This is a genomic window from Microbacterium sp. Nx66, assembly GCF_904066215.1.
GTDB classification, from domain to species: domain Bacteria; phylum Actinomycetota; class Actinomycetes; order Actinomycetales; family Microbacteriaceae; genus Microbacterium; species Microbacterium meiriae.
Genome location: NZ_LR880474.1, coordinates 1,210,904 through 1,229,123, shown reverse-complemented (window position 1 = coordinate 1,229,123; position 18,220 = coordinate 1,210,904). Strand labels below are relative to the sequence as shown.

Sequence of the window (18,220 nt, the reverse complement as noted above, 5' to 3'; positions counted from 1 at the left end):
CCGCTCGCTGTGGGCGGGCTGTCACACCGGTCACGGCGGGGTCACGACCGTGCGGGCTCAGGTGGCGGGGACGTCGCAGGTCGGCAGCGCGTCGACGTCGCCGTCCTCCGCGATGACGTCGAGCGCCGCGAGGGATTCGTCGAGGGTCGCGGTGCGGATGACCTGCAGGCCGTCCGGCACATGCCCCACGACCTCGTCGCAGTTCGCCTCCGGTGCGAGGAAGTAGTCCGCGCCGGCGTCACGGGCGCCGTAGAGCTTCTGGCGGATGCCGCCGATCGGTCCGACGGTCCCCTCGGCGTCGATCGTCCCGGTGCCCGCGACCTCCTTGCCGCCGTTCAGCTCGCCCGGGGTCAGGGTGTCGATGATCCCGAGGGCGAACATCATGCCCGCGCTGGGGCCGCCGACGTTGTCGAGCTGGATCGTGACGTCGACCTCGAAGTCGTAGTCGGTGCGCAGCGTGATGCCGATCAGCCACGTCGTCGTGCCGTCCTGGGCCTGCTCCTCCGGCGTGATCTCGACCGTCTGCTCCGAGCCGTCGCGGCGCACCGTGAGCGCGACCGGATCCCCGCCCGCCTCCTGGATGGCCTCGCGCAGCGCGGTCGCTGAGGTCACGGGCGTGCCGTCGATCGCCGTGATCACGTCGTCCGCCTCGAGCAGGCCGTCGGCAGGAGAGCCCTCGACCGCGTCGACCACCACGACCTCGGCTCCGGTGTCGTAGCCGAGCTCGTTCAGCGCGGCGGCCGTCGCCTCGTGCTGCGAGTCGACCATGAGCATCGCGTTCCGCTCGTCGCGCTGCTCGGTCGTGACGCCCTCGGGGAACACCGCGTCCAGCGGCACGACGGCGCGCGAGGCGTCCGTCCAGGCGAGCGCGAGCTCGAACCAGCTCGGCGTGCGCTCCCTGTTGCCGACGACCTGGACGGTCGTCAGGTCGAGCGTGCCGCCCGTCTCGTACGTCTCGGTCCCCTCGACGCTGATGAGCGGGACCTGATCGCCGTCCGCGTTCTTCGCGGTACCGAGGGTGTCGTACACGGGGCCCGGACGCTGGATCACGTACGGCGAGGGCAGGAAGGTGAGGACGGCGAGCGCGGCGAGCGCGACCACCAGCGCCCAGACCCCGAGTCCGAGCTTCCCTGCACGCGGTCGTTCCACAGCAATCCTCCGTCGTTCGCGAGCGGCGTACAGCGATCTGCCCGCTTCGGGGACGCGCACTGAAACCTGTGACTAGCGTAGATGCCACGGCTTCAGACGTGCTGAGAGGGCGAGCGACATGGCAGACAACGAACCGAACCCGGAGGACTTCCAGGAGTTCCTGCGACGGATGCTCTCGAACCAGGGCGGTGGAGACATCGACCCCGAGGCGCTGCGCGGCGCCTTCCAGGGGATGGACGGCTTCGCCTTCGACCCGGCGATGATGCAGACGATCATGTCGCAGCTCCAGGGCGCCTTCGGCGGTGATCCCTGGGAGAACTCGCTCCGGCAGGCCCTGCACATCGCCAACCGCGAGGGTCAGGGCATCGGCGACGGCTCCCGCTCCTCCCTCGCCGACTCGTTCGCACTCGCAGGTCTCTGGCTGAGCGAAGCGACCACCATCTCCGAGCTCGCAGAGCCGCCGGTGGCGATGACCCGCGGCGAGTGGGTCGAGAGGACCCTTCCGGTGTGGAAGGAGATCGCCGGCCCCGTCTCGACGAGCATCGCCGACGCGCTGACGTCCGCCCTCGACACCCAGGTGCCCGAGGAGATGCGCGGCGTGGTGCAGGGCGCGGGACGCTTGATGCGGGGCCTCGGCGGATCGGTGTTCGCCGCCCAGTTCGGTCAGGTCCTCGGCAACCTCTCCCTCGAGGTCGTCTCCGGAGGCGACGTGGGCATCCCGGTGCTCCCCGCGGGTACGGCCGCCGTGATCCCGCAGAACCTCACCGCGTTCGGCGAGGGGCTCGAGATCCCGGCAGACCAGATCGCCCTCTACGTCGCGACGCGCGAGCTCGCCTACGCCCGCCTGTATCGGCACGCCAAGTGGCTGCACCTGCACGTGATGGCGCAGATCACCGACTTCGCCCGCGGCGTGACGGTGGACGTCGATGCCCTGGAGGACGTGGCGAGCCGCCTCGACCCCTCGAACCCCGAGGAGCTGCGCGCGGCGATCGAGGGCGGAGCCTTGCTCCCGACCCAGACCGAGGCGCAGCGCGAGGCCCTCGCCCGCCTGGAGAACCTCATCGCGACGATCGACGGGTGGGTCGACGTCGTCACGGCGGAGGCCACCTCCCGACTGCCGGACGGCGGCCGGATCGCCGAGGCGGCCCGTCGTCGCCGTGCCGTCGGCGGCCCCGCGGAGGACGCTCTGGGTGCGCTGGTCGGGCTCAAGCTCCGACCGCGACGCATCCGCGAGGCCTCGGCCATGTGGCGGGCGGTCACGGACGCGGTCGGCGTCGCCGCCCGGGACTCCCTCTGGGACTACCCGGACCTCATGCCCACCGCCGAGGACATCGACGACCCGACGGCCCTGATCGCGCGTCTGCAGGCCGCGGAGCGCGGGGAGCAGCCCGAGGCCGACGAATTCGATGAGGCGCTCGCCCGCCTGCTGGACGGCGACGACTTCTCCGCGGAGGCGCCCGCCGAGGACGGCGACACGGATCCGCGCACCGACGGCGACGACGACACTCCGGAGGGCGAGCGCCCGGTCTGAGTCCGGCCATCCGGGTCGGGGACGGACGATCACTCTCCCTCCCCGACCACGGACGGACCGCCGACTTCTCCACCGATCCCCCGAATCGGCCTGCGGCTCCACGATGCTCCGCAGAATCGAGGGGTGCCGCTCACCCCGACGACCCTGACCCGTCTCGACCCCGCATTCCCGCTGCTCTGGCGCGACGGGATGACCCTCCAGGTCGGCGACGATCCCGCCATCCGGGTCCCGGCGTCCGAGCCCTGGGTCGAACGGCTCCTCAGCCGCATGCGCCGAGGGTTCCGACGCAGCGCCTTCGATGTCATCGCGCACCGCGCGGGAGCGCCGCGGGAGGAGGCCAGACGGCTGCTGGCCATCGTCGAACCGGCACTGCAGGACGAGCCCGCCCGCCCGCTCGCCGCCCGGGTGTCCACGCTCGGGCTCACCGACACCCGCGCCGAAGGGCGGCTGTGCGAGGCGCTCGCCGACGAAGGGGTGTCGCTCGCGACGACCTCGGCGCCGGCATCGACGGTGGTCGCCGTCGTCCTCGTTCCCGGTGCGGCGGCCGCCGTGCAGTTCGCGCCGTTCCTGCGCACGGACTCCCCGCACCTGCCGATCGCCGTCGAGCCGGCGCGCATCACCGTGGGACCGCTGGTCGTGCCGGGGCTCACGCCGTGTCTGACCTGCCGGGATGCCGAGGACACCGCTCGGGACCCTGCCTGGCCGCTGCTCCACGGTCAGCTCGTCGGCCGCGACCCCGGGCGCATCACACTCGCCAGGGTGGCTGCGGCCGGAGCGGTCGCTGCGCGTCTCCTCGCGGACCCCGATGCCGCCCGCATCGCCCGGATCAGCGCGGACGGCGTGATCGGGTGGCGTTCGGTGCGATTTCGCGCAGAATGCCTGTGCCGCGACCCGTCGTCCCCATCTCCGCCAGGAACCGCGAGGGCGCCCGTTCGCCGCGCCCCGCCGATCGTGCCCAGGACAGCTCCAGCGTGCGCGCAGCCCGCGTGACCCCCACGTAGGCGAGGCGACGCTCCTCGTCCACGGCCTCGAACGTCGTGGCATACGAGATGGGCAGCGACCCCTCCGCCCACCCCGCGAGGTAGACGTGCGGCCATTCGAGGCCCTTGGCCGCATGCAGCGTCGACAGTGTCACCGTCCGCATCGTCGGCTCGTGCTGATCCTTCGCGCGGGCCATGAGCTCGTCGCTGAACGATCGCAGGGTCGCTTCCGGACCGGCATCCTCCGCGAGCCGCAGGATGGCCCGTCGCGCCTCCCAGCCGTCGCGCTGAGCTCCCCCGGCGGCCGGCGGCTCCTCGGTGAGTCCCAGCTCGCGAAGCACCCGCCGCACCCCTGGCAGGAATCCGTGCTCGGTCGGCGCGACCGCCGCCGCACGGAGCGCGAGGATCGCCTGGCGTACCTCCGGCATGGCGAAGAATCGCGTGCCGCCGAGCACCGAGGTGGCGATCCCCTCGGCGGCGAGCGCCTGCTGGAGCACCGCGGACTGCGCATGGGCCCGATACAGCACGGCGATCTCGGACGGGGAGGCGCCGTCGGCGATACGGGCCGCGACACCGGCCGCGATCCCCGCGGCCTCCTCCGACTCCGAGTCGTACGCCGTGACCGTCGGCGGCTCGGCGGTGAAGTGCTCCCGCGCGGGGACCAGCTCCAGCGCCCCGGGGCGACCGTGCATCAGCGCGTTCGCCGCCGTCAGGATGGGGGCCTGGGACCGGTAGTTCGTCTCCAGCCGGATGACCGTCGCGTCGGGGTGCCGCCTTTCGAACTCGAGGAGGAACCGCTGCTCCGCCCCCGCGAACGAGTAGATCGTCTGGCTGGCGTCGCCCACCACGCAGATGTCGTGCCGATCGCCCAGCCACAGCTCCAGGAGCCGGTTCTGGAGCGGCGACACGTCCTGGAACTCGTCCACGGTGAAGTGCCGGTACTGCTCGTGAACGGCGGCTGCGACCCGTGGCTCGGTCTCCAGCATCCCCGCACAGGCGAGCAGCACGTCCTCGAAGTCGAGCTGATGACGCTCGTCCTTCAGCGCCTCGTAGCCGCGCATCAGCTCCACGAGCTGGGTGGGGTCGATCCCGGTGATCGGACGGCCCAGCTCGGCGTACCGGTCGATCGAGATCATCGACACCTTCCGCCACTCGATCTCCGAGGCGATGTCGCGCAGGGTCGCCGTGCGGGGACGCAGGCGGAGGGCATCGGCGGCCTGACCGAGCATGCGCACCTTGTTGTCGATGATCGACGGCGCGGGGGCCCCCGCCAGCGTGGGCCAGAAGAAGTTGAGCTGGGCGAGCGCGGCCGCGTGGAAGGTGCGGGCGGCGACGCCTTCGACGCCCAGCGCACGGAGGCGTCCGCGGAGCTCACCGGCGGCCTTCGCGGTGAACGTCACCGCCATCACCCGGGACGGCGAGTAGGCACCGGTGTCCACCCCGTGCGCGATGCGGTGCGTGATGACCCTGGTCTTCCCGGTTCCGGCCCCCGCGAGCACCGCCACCGGCCCCCGCAGGACCGAAGCCGCCGCTCGCTGCCGCTCGTCGAGGGCATCGAGTGCGCTCACGGGCGCTCCTCGAACCAGTCGACGATGAGAGCGCGCGCGATCGAGGCGGGTCCCGGCAACCCGACGGGACCGTCCCCGGCGAGCGCGGAGCCGATCTCCTCCCGCGTGAACCAGCGCACGTCGATGATCTCCTCGCCGTCGGGTCTAGCCGCGGCTTCGTCTTCGACCGCGGCGCGGAACCCGACCATGAGCGAGCGGGGGAAGGGCCACGCCTGCGAGGAGATGTAGCGCAGCGTCGAGAGGCGCACGCCGGACTCCTCCTCGATCTCCCGGTGCACGGTGGCCTCGAGGGATTCGCCCGCCTCCGTGAAGCCGGCGAAGCAGGAGTACATGCGACCGCCCCAGTTCGCATTGGCACCGAGCAGCAACCGCTCGCCGTCCGCGCTCTCGACGGCGACGATCACCGCGGGGTCGGTCCGCGGGAAGTGCTCGCGGCCGCAGACCAGGCACCGCCGCGACCAGCCCGCGTTGCGCAGCTCCGTCCCTCCGCCGCAGGTGGGGCAGAACGGGGCGTCGCGGAGCCAGCCGGCCAGTGCGACCGCGGCGACGAGCACCTCGGACTCCCCGGCGTCCAGGCGCCCGCCGAGGTCGCGGAGGCCGAGCCAGATCTCGTCCGGCGCCGTGTCCAGAGCATCGGTCTCCGGCGGGAGCGCGGCGAGCAGGAGCGCGGAGCCGTCGGCTTCCCGACCGAGCAGCGCCCATGTCCCGTCCGTGACGTCGTCCGCCGAGACGCGCAGCAGCGCCGAGGCCGCGACGCGCACACGCCCCTCCCGGACGACGATGACGCGCGAGGCCGCGAGGCCGCTGAGACGCTCGATCACGCCCTCCTCCTCGCGGAGTTCGGCGGCGCGGTCGAAGAACGGGCGCGGAATGCTCATCGACTCCCTCTCTCACGGGCGTGGCGGAGGCGGGACCGCCCCTGAGCCGACCTACCCTGGGGGCATGGGACGCTCTCCATTCACTCTAGCCGCGGCGGTGACGGCCGCACTTCCCGGCGCGGAGGTCACGGGCACCCGGGCGCTCACCGCGAACGGCGACGGGCGCTTCGACTCCGCCGTCGCCTCCCTCGCCGACGGCCGGGAGCTCGCGATCCGCGTGGCGGACGATGATGACGCCGCGCGCGAGCTGGCGGCCGAAGCCCTCGCGCTCCGCGCCCTCACCGACGGCGCGCGCGCCATGCTCCCGTTCCGCGCTCCCGGATACATCGGCGAGACGAGGGTGGGCGAGGGCCGAGCGCTCGTGACCGAACTGCTCCCCGGCTTCCAGATCGAGGCGTCGATGGTTCCCGCCGGACGCGGCGCCGCGGAGTCCATGGGGGCCGCGATCGCCGCCGTGCACGCGCTGCCGACGTCGGTCGTCCGCGGTGCCGGACTCGTGATGCGCAGTGCGGAGGAGAGCCGCGCCGAGCTGGAGCGGCTCGTCGACACCGCCGCAGCCACGGGACGCGTCCCCGCCCGCCTCACGGTGCGGTGGCGGGAGGCCGTCGCCGACGACGACCTCTGGCGCTTCGAGTCGACGGTCGTGCTCGGCGGCGCGCAGGCCACGTCGTTCCTCTTCGACGATCATCCCGAGCGCGGCCCCGAGGTCACCGGCGTGATCGGCTGGCACGGTCTCGCGGTCGGCGATCCGGCGCTCGACCTGTCCTGGCTGTCGGCCGCGCCCGACGCCGCGGCCGACGTGCACGGCGCGTACGCCCGTGCGATGGATCGAACTCCCGACGCCGGTCTCGAGATCCGTGCGCGGCTGCTCGCCGAGCTGGAGTTCGCCCGCTGGCTCGTCCACGGGGACGCGCTGCGGCGCGAGGACATCGTGGAGGACGCGGCCGCGCTGCTGGAGGCTCTCGCCGACGGCCTGCGCCACGACGATCTCGGCGTGCCCGGTGATCGCCGCTCGGACGTGGACTCGGCGATGGACGCGCTCGACCGCGTGCCGGTGGCGGCCGCTCCCGAGGTGGACACCTCGATGCAGACCGATGCCTACAACCCGGAAGAGCTCTGGGCGGCGGAGGCGGACGACGTGGATCTCGACGCCGCGCGCACCGTGTCGTCGGTGGCGGAGGCGGGCGAGCCCGCGGGCGCGCCGTCGCAGTCCGACGCGGAACATCGTGCCGCCGTGGCGAGCATCGAGACCGAGGACCTCTCCGGCGTCGCGCACGCGTTCGCCGAGACGCGCGGAAGCGGACGGGTCGAGACTTCCTTCCCCTCCTCCCCCACGACGGACGACGACGATTCCGAAGAGGCTCAGCGCGCGGCGCGGGCGGCGCTCCAGCGCTGGAAGAGCTCCTCCTCGGAGTAGACGCGGTCCCCGCGGATGACGAGGTCGTCGGCCACGTAGTACAGCGCCACGTCGATCTCCTCGAGCGGGACGCCGAAACGCCGGTGGTACGCGAGCCGGTAGAGGGCCAGCTGCAGCATGCGCTCCTCGCGCTCCTGCGGTGTGCGTGGCGCCCGCCCGGTCTTCCAGTCGACGATCTCGATACGTCCGCCGCGGTCGGCGCGTCGGTACACCGCGTCGAGCTTGCAGATGACGATGTGGGCTTCCGTCGCGTCGGGGCGCACTCCCGGGAGGCCGGCTCCCAGCGCGAAGTCGATCTCGATCTCCACGGCGAGCGGCTGCAACGGCCCCCACTCGCTCCGCTCGAAGGTCTCCTGCAGTGCGGCGAGGTCCGCGGCGTCCGCAGCGGCACCGGATGCCGGAGCACCCGGTGCACCGTCGTCCTCGGGCTCGTCCTCGTCGACCTCCCAGAGCGCCTCGTCCACCCGGGTTCCGACACCGACGAGCTCGGAGCGCTGCTCGACCCACGCGTGGAACAGGGTCCCCAGACGGGTCTGGCGGTACGGGCGCTCGGGCATCGGGCGCACGAGCGAGGACAGGGTCCCGGTGTAGTCCGTGACGTAGTCCTTGAACCGGGAGGCGGGCACTCGCGTGGGTGCCTCCGCGTCCGTCCCGCGCTGGCGGGCGGCGCGCTCGTCGAGGAGCCGGCGCAACTCCTCGGTCGGCTCGAGGGTGTCGCCCTGGAGGGCCTCCTCGACGACCGCCGCCGCGGCGCTCACCACGGGGCGCCGTCCGCCGAGCGGGTCGAGCGGCCAGTGCAGCGTGGCGCCGGGACCGTCGTACGGGTTCTCGTCCGGGTCGACCGGAGGGATCGCGTCGAGCCCGAGGACGTCGATGGCCTCCAGGAGGTACGGACTCGGCGTGCGCGGCGCCTTCTGACCCGCCCAGTGGGCGCCGCTCAGCAGCAGGTCGCTCTTGGCGCGGGTGATCGCCACGTAGGCGAGGCGACGCTCCTCCTGGCGCTGATACTCCCGGTAGGCGTCCTTGAAGCGCTTGAGCGCGCCACCGTGGGGGTTCGCTTTCGTCGCCCCGCCCGACAGCGACGCCTGCGCGAGCTTCTGCCGCTTGCCGGGGTCGGCCTCGCCCTCCATCGCCTCCTCCGGGTCCCAGACGAAACGCGGGAGCGCGTCGCGGTCTCCGCGCAGCGCGAACGGCACGACGCCGAACCCGAACCATCCCGAGGTGTCGGACACCCGCCCAGGCAGCTCGTCGACGACGAGGCGCACGACCGCGACGGCGTCCCACTCCAGGCCCTTCGACCCGTGGATCGTGAGCAGTTGCACGACCCCGGGCTCCGGGGGCTCCGGTCGGGGCATGAGTTCGTCGGTGCTCTCCGCCTTGTCGAGCCAGGCCAGCAGGCTGCCGATCGTGCCGCGCTCGTCGGCGGCGAGGAACGCGCGCACCTCGTCGGCGAACGCCCGCAGCTGGGTGGCTGCGACCCGCGCGGGTCCCCGGGTCTCGTTGGCGGCGAGCTCGATATCCAATCGCAGCTCCAGCTCGATGAGCCGGATGAGTTCCGGGATCGGCTGGGACGACGCGCGACGCAGGCGCTCCAGCATCTCCCCCGCGGCGCGGATCCGTGAGCGGCCCTCCGGGGTGATGCCCTCCAGCAGGCGATAGTCGTCGCGGACCGCGCGCACGATGTCGACCGCGTCCACGATGGAGACGGCCTCGTCGGCACCGCGGGAGGAGCGCAGCCGCGCCCGCACCTCTTCCGGCAGGGGCATGAGGGCGGTGTCGCGCTCCGCGAGCGCGCGTCCCAGCTCGTACAGCGCCGCCATATCCGCCACCCCGACGCCGAAGCGCGGGCCCGTCAGGAGCCGGATCAGCGCCGAACCGGCCGTCGGGTCGTGCACCACCCGCAGGGTCGAGACCACGTCGACGACCTCGGGCGTGGCGAGCAGGCCCCCGAGACCGAGGATGCGGTGCGGGATGCCTCGCGCGGCGAGCGCGCCGGCGAAGGTCTGCATGTGGCGTTTGGACCGGAACAGGATGGCGCCGGTGTGCGGGGAGGTCGAGGCCTCCTCGTGGGCGGCGCGACGTTCGGCGAACCAGGCCGCGACCTCGGCGGCCTCGTCGTCGACGGTGAACGGGTAGCGCACGGCGACCGTGCCCTCCCCCGCGCCCGGCCGCGGCTCCAGCGGCGGCACGTCGAGTCCGGGGCGCTGCAGAGGCTCCAACACCCGGTTGGCGACGTCGAGGATCCGGCGGTCGTTGCGCCAGCTCGTCATGAGGCTGTAGGTGCGCACATCCCCCGTGCTCGAGAAGGATCGGGGGAATGCGTAAAGGTTGTCGGCGCTGGCTCCGCGCCACCCGTAGATCGACTGGTGCGGATCGCCGACGGCCATCACGGCCGTGTCGCGGAACAGCTCCGCGAGGAAGCGCGTCTGGATCACCGAGGTGTCCTGGTACTCGTCGAGCAGCACGACCCGGTGCTGCTCCCGGAGCTCGGCGCGGACGTCCGGCGCGGACTCGACGATGTCGTACGCTCCGGACACCTGGTCGGCGAAGTCGAGCACGCCGCGCCGGTCCTTCTCGGCGATGTAGTCGCGCACGAGGCTGGTCAGAGTCGGGAGGGTGCGCAGGTTGACCGCCGCCTTCTCGACATCGGCATGGGAGCGGTAGGGCTCGAACGCCGCGGCCTGTGCTGCCGCGAGACGCTCGGCCTCGGCGAGGTCGACGCGATGGTCGAGCGCCGCGCCGGCGAGCCGCTGCACGGCGTCGATGACTGTTCCGAGGGCGTAGTCGACCTCCTCCAGCTCCGGCAGATCGCTGCGGAGCACGACCTCTCGCGCCAGCATCCAGGACGCCGCCTGGCTGAGCATCGCCACATCGGGATCCCGGCCGATGCGTGCGGCGTGCTCGCGCACGATGCCGTCGGCGAAGGCGTTGTAGGTCGAGACGCGGGGACGGATGAGGAGGTCGTCGGCGGTGCGGAGCGCCCCGGGCTCCCCGGCCGTGCCGTAGTGCTGGGCGAGCTCGTCGAGGACATGGCTGCGCACGAGTTCGCGCTGCCGCCCCGGCGCGGCCTCCGCCACTCGACGCAGTGCCCCTCCGGCGACGATCTCCGGGAGATGCGGGAGCAGGCCCCGCCGACCGTATTCGTCGACGACGGCGAGGCGGGCGCCGATGCGCTCCGCGAGCTCCCCCGCCGCCTTGCGGGTGAACGTGAGGCCGAGGACCTCGTCCCGGCGGACGAGCCCGTTCGCGACGAGCCAGACCACCCGGGCCGACATGGTTTCCGTCTTGCCGCTGCCCGCCCCGGCGACGACGAGCGCCGGCTCCAGCGGCGCCTCGATCACCTGCTGCTGGGCGGGCGTCGGGGTCGGCAGTCCGAGCGCGGCGGCGATGTCGGTCGCCGAGAGCACGGCGTCCGGGGTTCCTGCGGTCATGCGCTCACCGCCGGCACGGTGTGGATGCGGCAGGGATGGACCCGGCGCTGCGTGTCGGCGCAGTGGGCCTCCACCTGGGCCGTGAAGCTCGCCGCCGACATGCCGCGGGCGACCTCGGCGACCCGGTGCAGGAACTGCGACCGGGCCTCGGCGTCCAAGGCGTGCTGGTGCGCGACGCGGTAGTCGCTCTTCGCCAGGGTCTTCGAGACGATCACCAGACGCGCGCCCCCGAGCGAACCGGGCGCGGCACCGGGCACGAGCCCCTCCTGCACAGCGATCTGATAGGCCGCGAGCTGGGCATGGTCGACGACGCCGCCGTCCGCCTCCGGATCGGTCTTCCCGGTCTTCAGGTCGACGACCACCGTGGTCCCCTCCGGCCCACCGGCCATCGACTGCCAGCCGCGACCGCGCGCCGGTCCGTGTTCGCCCGCGCCGGGCGGATACGCCTCGACCCGGTCGATGTAGCCGTGCACGATGGCGCGGTGACCGCGGTCCTCCCCCACCGGGTAGACGCTCGGCTCGGCGGTCTCGCCGGACACGTCGACGGCGAACCGGAACTCCACCTCGCTGCCGAGGACGCGCCCGCCGTCCCTCGTCACCTCACCGAGGTAGCTGTGCAGCCGGTCGACGAACAGGTCGGCGCGACGACGCTCCTTGCGCCCGATCCAGGCCGTCTCGAAGTCGAGCTCCGGCCAATGCTCCTCGACGATCTCCCGCATGCGCGCGAGGTCGCCGTCCGGCACGCGCTCCATCGCCTCGTGGACGATCGTGCCGATGCCCGCCGTCGGCGGCATGACGGTGTCGCCGCCGAGAGCCGAGACGACCCAGTTGAGCCCGCATTCCTCGTACGACTCCACCGCCGAGGGCGACACCCGGGCTCCGCTCGCAGCGAGATCGCGCAGCGGCGCCGCCGTCGAGGGCGCCGTGACGCCGTACCAGTCGTGCGGATGCGCTCCCGGCACGCCCTCCCGGGCGAGGATGGCGAGTTGGGCGGCCGCCTCGCGCCTCGCGGGTTCGGCGTGTGTCGTGGTGAGCACCCGACGGTGCCGCGCGACCAGCCCGCGCAGCGTGAGCGGGTGCTCCGCGGAGGCATGACGCTCCGGCGGCTCCGGAGGGGGAAGGAATCCGAAGAAGGCGCTGGGTGACAGGTCGTCATCGTCCACCGCGGTGATGAGGAGGCGATGGCGCGCCCGCGAGAGTGCCCGCACGAACAGCCGCAACTCGTCATGGAGCGCCGCCCGACGCCGGTCGAGCACGCCCGGGACCTCCGCCGGGAGGCCGGAGCGCGCCGCGGTCAGCGCGTCGGCGAGCCGCCAGGTCTGGAGCAGCCCGCCACGCAGCCGTACGTTGGGCCAGACGCCGTCCTGCACACCGGCGACGACCACCGCGTCGAACTCCGTGCCGAGCGCGGTGGCCGGCGTGAGCAGGGTGACCGTCCCCGGCCGGTCCGGCGACGACAGCGTGTCCTCCGGCACCTCGCTGTCGAGGATGTCGCGCACGAAGACCTCGGGGCGCTCGTCGGGTGTGCGCTCGACGAAGCGCTTGGCCGCGTCGAACAGAGCCACGAGAGCATCCAGCGATCGCGCCGTCTCGGCTCCGGTCGGCAGCAGCGAGATCTCCCGCCACGCGACCTGCAGCCGCCGCCCGTCGACGGCCCTGGCCTGCTCCCAGATGCGCCACAGGAGGTCGTGGATCGTCTCGCCTTCCGCCGCCGCACGAGCGACGCCGGCGACCGTCTCGGCGAAGCGCTCGGCGGTCCGCGACTCCGGTGCATCGATGAGCGTGAGGGTGGCCGGCGCCGACATCGCCGCGCGCAGCAGCTCGCGCGCGGGAGTCGACCCGCCCTGACCGAGTTCGAGGTGGCGGAGCCGCGCGCGCAGCCGACGGAGCGCGATCGCGTCCATTCCACCGAACGGCGTCCGCAGCGCCTCCTCCCAGGCCTGCACGGTGCGGTCCTCGTCCGGAGTCAGCGCGAGCCGCACGATGCCGACGATGTCGCGCACGATCCCCTCGCTCCCGAGCGGGCGCTGCACCCCGGCGGCCCTCGTCGGGATCTCGCGCGCGGCCAGCTCGGTCTCCAAGGCTGTGACCTGACGGGTGTCGTGGGCGATGACCGCCATCCGCTCCCACGGGATGCCGGCGCTCAGATGCCAGTCGCGCATGACTCCCGCGATGCGGTCGAACTCCTCGTAGGGCGACGGCGCGAGGAAGGTCGAGACCTCCGCGCTGTCGTCCCCCGCGGTGGGCGCCGGGGCGCGCCGATGCTCGACGCGTCCCGAGACGCCGATCGCCTGCGTCACCGTGCGCGTCAACGCGGTCAGCAGCGGGCGCTGACGGTGGGCGCCGTCGAGCACGTGCACGGTGGTGAGCGCGCCGGCGAGTTGCGCGAAAAGCTCGGGGCTGGCTCCGCGGAAGGCACCGGAGGAGATGTCGGGGTCGCCGAATGCGTGGACCGCGATGCCCCGGTCGAGGAGCGCCTGCACCACGCCGATGCCTCCGCGCGTCAGCTCCTGGGCGTCGTCGATGAGCACCACCCGCAGGGGCGACAGCGGCCCGAGGGTCGCGCTGTCAGCCGTGCGGAGGATCCCCGCTGCCTCGCTGAGCAGATCGGCGGCGTCGCGGTGCGCGGCCCGTAGGGCATCGAGCACCGCGCGGTACTCCTCCACGAAGTCGGCCGCCGCCGTCCACACCGCATCGCCGGTGGCGCGCAGTTCGGCCGGGCTCGCCCCCAGCTCCGTGCACTCCGCGAGGAAGGCGCGGAGTTCGGAGCGGAAGCCCTTCGAGGCGCGGACGGGCTCGCTGAGCGCCGGAGGCCAGGCGATGCGGGCGTCTTCGGCATCGCCGGCGAGCAGTTCGGCGATGATGCGGTCCTGATCGGCGCCGGTGAGCAGAGCCGGCGGCTCCGCGCCCTCCCTCACCATCGCGCCGCGGACGAGCTGGAACGCGAACGACCCGAGCGACCGGGCCAGCGGTCCCGGCGTCGCCTGGCCGATGCGCACGCCGATCCGGTCGCGCAGCGCGGTGGCCGCCTGTCGGCTCGGCGTGAGCGCCAGCACCTCTTCCGGCCGCAGCCCTTCGACCTCGAGGAGCTGCACCACACGGTCGACGAGCGTGCGCGTCTTACCGGTACCGGGGGCACCGATCACGACGCCCGACGCGGTCGGCGGCGCCGTGATCACGGCTCGCTGCGCGGCATCCGACATCATCCCTCCACGCTATCGGGAGGCGCGGACATCGGCGTCGAGGGCGAACCTCCTCGCGGGTTGTGCGCTCAGGGCGAAACGACCGACGCCGCCGGTCTCCCCCGCTCGGTGCGCGATAGAGTTGGCCGAGTCCGACGACCTGCAAGGAGCACCCGTGGAAATCCGCATCGGCATCATCAACACCGGCCGCGAGCTGAGCTTCGACACCGCTGCCACGGCGGACGAGGTCCGCACCCAGGTCTCCGCCGCGCTCGAGCAGAGCGCCTCGCACCTGAGCTTCGCCGACGTGAAGGGCAACTCCTACATCGTGCCGACCGCGAACCTCGCCTACATCGAGCTGGGCACCGAGGAGTCGCGTCGCGTGGGCTTCGTCGCCTGACCCGCGCATGTACATCCTCCTCGCCCTCGTCGGCGCCTGCGTGCTCGGCATCGCCGCGCACTTCCTGATCGGCGGTCGCGAACGGCGCGGCGTCGCACTCGCCCCGGCGATCGCGACGGCCGTCTCGGCGATCGTCTACACGGCTCTGCAGTGGTCCGGCGTGGGCGAGGACAGCGTCTGGCTGTGGCTGGCGAGCACCCTCGGAGCCGCCGCGGTCGCGGCGCTCGCCGCCGCGGCTCTCACCGCAGCGCGTCGACGCGGCGACGAGCAGCGGAGAGCCGCGCTCGGGATCTGAGCTAGGACGCGAGGCCCATCGCGTCCATGCGCCGGGCGTGCGCCCCCATCAGCTCGGTGTACACCGGCTCGATGCGGGCCTCCTCCACGGCGAGGAGTTCGGGACGCAGAGCCGCGCGACAGACGAGGATCGTGTCGCCCACGAGACGCCGCGCCCACATGGACAGCAGCGAGCGCCACTCCTCGTCGCTCTCGATCGTCTCCTGGATGATCGCGACGATCTCGTGGCGCGCGTCGTCCTCGCGCAGGATCTCCGCGACCCGCCGCCCCGTCTCGCCGTAGCTCGAAGCGAGCGCGAGATAGAAGTCGTCGAGCATGCCCGCCGTGATGTAGACCGCGAGCAGGGTCTCGCGCGGGCGCGCCCCGATGGTCTTGCGCCGGAACGCGTCCAGGTGCTCGCGGAACGGGAGCATGAGCTGCGTCGGGTCCTGACCGCGCGCCGCGATGATGTCGACGATGCCCCGGTGCTTGGTGAGCGCCGCACCGGCGGCCCGGGACAGCGATTCCTTCTCGGCCAGCTCGGGAGTCGCGCGGATGAGCCGCGTCAGCGTCTCGAAGTAGCCGAGCTGGAGGTAGGCCGCCTGGCCGAGGAATCGGTCGAGCTCCGGCGCCAGCTCCGCGAAGTCGACACGCGTCGCATCGCTCTGCTCGCCGCGGCTGCGCAGCGCCAGGGTGCGTCGCGGCGCGGCGTCGCGCTGCCAGAACCACTTAACCACGAGGTGTTCCTCCCGAGTCGGCCACGTCGTTCACAATACTCGGCAGAAGACGTCCTCCCTGCCCGGAGCCGCCCCTCCGGTAGGCTGGGCGTGTCCCCGCCGTCGGAGCGGGGCCCCGCGCCTGTGGCACACGAGACGGCGTGGCTCCGTTTACGAGGCGATCGCGCATGGTCGCCGGACAGGCATCTGAACAACAGTGACAACTTTCGCCGAACTCGGCATCGATCAGGACATCGTCGACGCACTGGCCGCGAAGGGCATCGTCGATGCCTTCCCGATCCAGGAGCAGACCATCCCCCTCGGGCTCCCGGGGCAGGACATCATCGGACAGGCGAAGACCGGTACCGGCAAGACCTTCGGCTTCGGCATCCCGGTCGTGCAGCGCCTCGGGAAGGATCCGGAGCACGGGGTCAAGGCCCTCATCGTCGTCCCGACCCGCGAGCTCGCGGTGCAGGTCTACGAGGACATCGATCTGCTCACGAGCAACCGCTCCACCAGCGTCGTCGCCATCTACGGCGGCAAGGCGTACGAAGGGCAGATCGACCAGCTCAAGGCCGGAGCGCAGATCGTCGTCGGCACGCCGGGGCGTCTCATCGACCTCGCCGGCCAGCGCCTCCTCGACCTCTCGAACGCGACCGAGGTCGTGCTCGACGAGGCCGACAAGATGCTCGACCTCGGCTTCCTCGCCGACATCGAGAAGATCTTCCAGAAGGTCCCCGCGGTGCGGCACACGCAGCTGTTCTCCGCGACCATGCCCGGTCCGATCGTCGCGCTGGCACGGCGGTTCATGACCAACCCGATCCACATCCGCGCCAACGACCCGGACGAGGGCCTGACGCAGGCGAACATCAAGCACCTCGTCTACCGCGCCCACTCGCTGGACAAGGACGAGGTCATCGCTCGCATCCTGCAGGCCGAGGGCCGGGGGAAGACGGTCATCTTCACGCGCACGAAGCGCGCAGCGCAGCGTCTGGTGGACGAGCTGAGCGACCGCGGCTTCAACGTGGGCGGCGTCCACGGCGACATGGGACAGGACCAGCGTGAGCGCTCCATGGCCGCGTTCAAGGCCGGCAAGAAGGACGTCCTCGTGGCGACGGACGTGGCGGCCCGCGGTATCGACGTCGACGACGTCACCCACGTCATCAACCACACCATCCCCGACGAGGAGAAGACCTACCTCCACCGCGCGGGACGCACGGGCCGCGCGGGCAAGACCGGGATCGCGGTGACGTTCGTGGACTGGGAGGACCTGCACAAGTGGGCCCTCATCAACCGCGCGCTCGAGTTCGGTCAGCCCGAACCGGTCGAGACCTACTCGTCGAGCCCGCACCTGTACACCGACCTCGACATCCCCGAGGGGACGAAGGGGCGGCTCGTGAGCGCGCCGAAGAAGGAAGCGGTCAAGACGGAGCGCACCCGTCGTCCGGAGCGCGCCGCGGACGCCGCCGAAGAGGGCACCGGAGAGGGCGGCACGCGCCGCCGTCGCCGCCGCCGCACCGGCTCGTCGTCTGTCGGCTCCACGTTCGCGGAGGGCACGCCCGAAGGGTCGTCCGGCGAGGGTTCCGCCGCGCAGACCGCCGACCGCGGCGCCGAGGGCGCCGGCACCCACGACGGCACCGGCAAGGAGCACCACGACGGCAAGCCCGCCCCCGCCCGCCGTCGCCGCCGTCGTCGCGGCGGCTCCGGCACCGGGGCGGCACCCGTCACCGGCGCCTGATCCGCGTCATCGTCGTCCGAGGGGCGCCCGCACGGTCTACCGTGGGGCGCCCTTCGTCGTGCAGGAGGTCGGCCGGAACCTGCGGCGGGTAGACCCAGGCGACGAGCACCACCGAGATGATCATCAGCAGGAACCAGGAGCTGAGCTTGCTCAGGGACACGGGCTGCCACCCCGCCGCCTGGTCGGGATACGCCCACGCGCCTGCCCAGGTGCCGATGTTCTCGGCCAGGTAGATGAACACCGCCACCCCGGCGAAGACCGCGAGGAGCGGCAGCCGGATGGTGCGGCGCCATACGCGGGCGTGCATGACGGTGGGCAGCCACAGCACCACCACCCCGGCGAGGAGCAGCCACCTGGCATCCCACCACCAGTGGTGGGTGAAGAAGTTGACGTAGATGGCGGCGGCCAGGACGGCCGTCAACCACCGGCGCGGGTAGCGGGTGAACCCGAGGTCGAACAGCCGGTACACGCGCACCATGTAGGAGCCGACCGCCGCGTACATGAACCCGCTGAACAGCGGGACTCCCCCGATGCGGAGGATGCCGTCCGCGGCATACGCCCAGGAACCGACGTCGGTCTTGAACAGCTCCATCGCCGTGCCGGTGATGTGGAAGAGCACGATCACCCAGAGCTCCCGCCCGCTCTCGAGGCGGAACACGAGCATGGCCACCTGGATGAGCACGGCCGCGATCGTCAGCGCGTCGTTGCGGGCGAGCGCGGCGTCGTCGGGGTACCAGAGGCGGGCGGCGACGATCACCACCAGCAGCGCCGCACCGAACACGCAGGCCCAGGCCTGCTTCAGCACGAAGACGAGGAACTCGGCCAGCCCGGCGCGGAAGCCCGATGTCGGCACCGCACGGAGGAGTCGGCGAGCGATCGCGTCGACGCGGCGCTCCAGGGAGGTGGCACGTTGCATGCCTCGGACCGTATCGGTCCGCCTCGACAGAATGCCGGGAG

The 18,220-nt window shown here is 72.5% G+C and carries 12 protein-coding genes; 5 read left to right on the top strand and 7 right to left on the bottom strand.

Annotated elements, in window-relative coordinates:
- Positions 1 to 57: 57 nt before the first annotated feature.
- Positions 58 to 1,149, bottom strand: a complete 1,092-nt coding sequence (locus MICNX66_RS05760) for a YlbL family protein (RefSeq protein ID WP_187663673.1) — start codon at positions 1,147 to 1,149, stop codon at positions 58 to 60.
- Positions 1,150 to 1,267: 118 nt separating this feature from the next.
- Between MICNX66_RS05760 and MICNX66_RS05755 the strand changes: the two genes are divergently transcribed.
- Positions 1,268 to 2,680, top strand: a complete 1,413-nt coding sequence (locus tag MICNX66_RS05755) for a zinc-dependent metalloprotease (protein WP_187663672.1) — start codon at positions 1,268 to 1,270, stop codon at positions 2,678 to 2,680.
- Between the two features lie 826 nt (positions 2,681 to 3,506).
- On the opposite strand, the gene MICNX66_RS05750 is transcribed toward MICNX66_RS05755, so the two are convergent.
- Together MICNX66_RS05750 and nudC are read right to left on the bottom strand one after the other, a co-directional pair.
- Complete coding sequence (locus MICNX66_RS05750; RefSeq protein ID WP_187663671.1) at positions 3,507 to 5,228, bottom strand: ATP-dependent helicase; 1,722 nt, start codon at positions 5,226 to 5,228, stop codon at positions 3,507 to 3,509.
- A complete protein-coding gene (gene nudC, locus MICNX66_RS05745; RefSeq protein ID WP_187663670.1) occupies positions 5,225 to 6,106 on the bottom strand; it encodes an NAD(+) diphosphatase in 882 nt (293 codons plus the stop codon). The genes MICNX66_RS05750 and nudC overlap by 4 nt, the downstream gene beginning before the upstream one ends.
- A 97-nt stretch (positions 6,107 to 6,203) precedes the next feature.
- Between nudC and MICNX66_RS05740 the strand changes: the two genes are divergently transcribed.
- Positions 6,204 to 7,523, top strand: a complete 1,320-nt coding sequence (locus tag MICNX66_RS05740; protein WP_187663669.1) for a phosphotransferase — start codon at positions 6,204 to 6,206, stop codon at positions 7,521 to 7,523.
- On the opposite strand, the gene MICNX66_RS05735 is transcribed toward MICNX66_RS05740, so the two are convergent.
- Together MICNX66_RS05735 and MICNX66_RS05730 are read right to left on the bottom strand one after the other, a co-directional pair.
- Positions 7,469 to 10,954, bottom strand: a complete 3,486-nt coding sequence (locus MICNX66_RS05735) for an ATP-dependent DNA helicase (RefSeq protein ID WP_187663668.1) — start codon at positions 10,952 to 10,954, stop codon at positions 7,469 to 7,471. The two genes, MICNX66_RS05740 and MICNX66_RS05735, sit on opposite strands and share 55 nt — an antisense overlap.
- Complete coding sequence (locus MICNX66_RS05730; protein WP_187663667.1) at positions 10,951 to 14,160, bottom strand: ATP-dependent helicase; 3,210 nt, start codon at positions 14,158 to 14,160, stop codon at positions 10,951 to 10,953. The genes MICNX66_RS05735 and MICNX66_RS05730 overlap by 4 nt, the downstream gene beginning before the upstream one ends.
- A 151-nt stretch (positions 14,161 to 14,311) precedes the next feature.
- Between MICNX66_RS05730 and MICNX66_RS05725 the strand changes: the two genes are divergently transcribed.
- A complete protein-coding gene (locus MICNX66_RS05725; protein ID WP_025102974.1) occupies positions 14,312 to 14,536 on the top strand; it encodes a DUF3107 domain-containing protein in 225 nt (74 codons plus the stop codon).
- Between the two features lie 7 nt (positions 14,537 to 14,543).
- Positions 14,544 to 14,831, top strand: a complete 288-nt coding sequence (locus tag MICNX66_RS05720) for a hypothetical protein (RefSeq protein WP_187663666.1) — start codon at positions 14,544 to 14,546, stop codon at positions 14,829 to 14,831.
- A gap of 1 nt (position 14,832) precedes the next feature.
- Here the strand turns inward: MICNX66_RS05720 and MICNX66_RS05715 are convergent, their stop codons facing one another.
- Positions 14,833 to 15,546, bottom strand: coding sequence for a ferritin-like fold-containing protein (locus tag MICNX66_RS05715; protein ID WP_060923156.1), 714 nt, complete (start codon positions 15,544 to 15,546; stop codon positions 14,833 to 14,835).
- 196 nt (positions 15,547 to 15,742) lie between these two features.
- Here MICNX66_RS05715 and MICNX66_RS05710 point away from each other — a divergent pair, with 196 nt between their 5' ends.
- Positions 15,743 to 17,263 (top strand): DEAD/DEAH box helicase, encoded by a 1,521-nt coding sequence (locus tag MICNX66_RS05710; RefSeq protein ID WP_187663665.1) that lies wholly within the window; start codon positions 15,743 to 15,745, stop codon positions 17,261 to 17,263.
- Here the strand turns inward: MICNX66_RS05710 and MICNX66_RS05705 are convergent.
- Positions 17,250 to 18,179 (bottom strand): DUF817 domain-containing protein, encoded by a 930-nt coding sequence (locus MICNX66_RS05705; RefSeq protein ID WP_232089207.1) that lies wholly within the window; start codon positions 18,177 to 18,179, stop codon positions 17,250 to 17,252. The two genes, MICNX66_RS05710 and MICNX66_RS05705, sit on opposite strands and share 14 nt — an antisense overlap.
- Between the last annotated feature and the right edge of the window lie 41 nt (positions 18,180 to 18,220).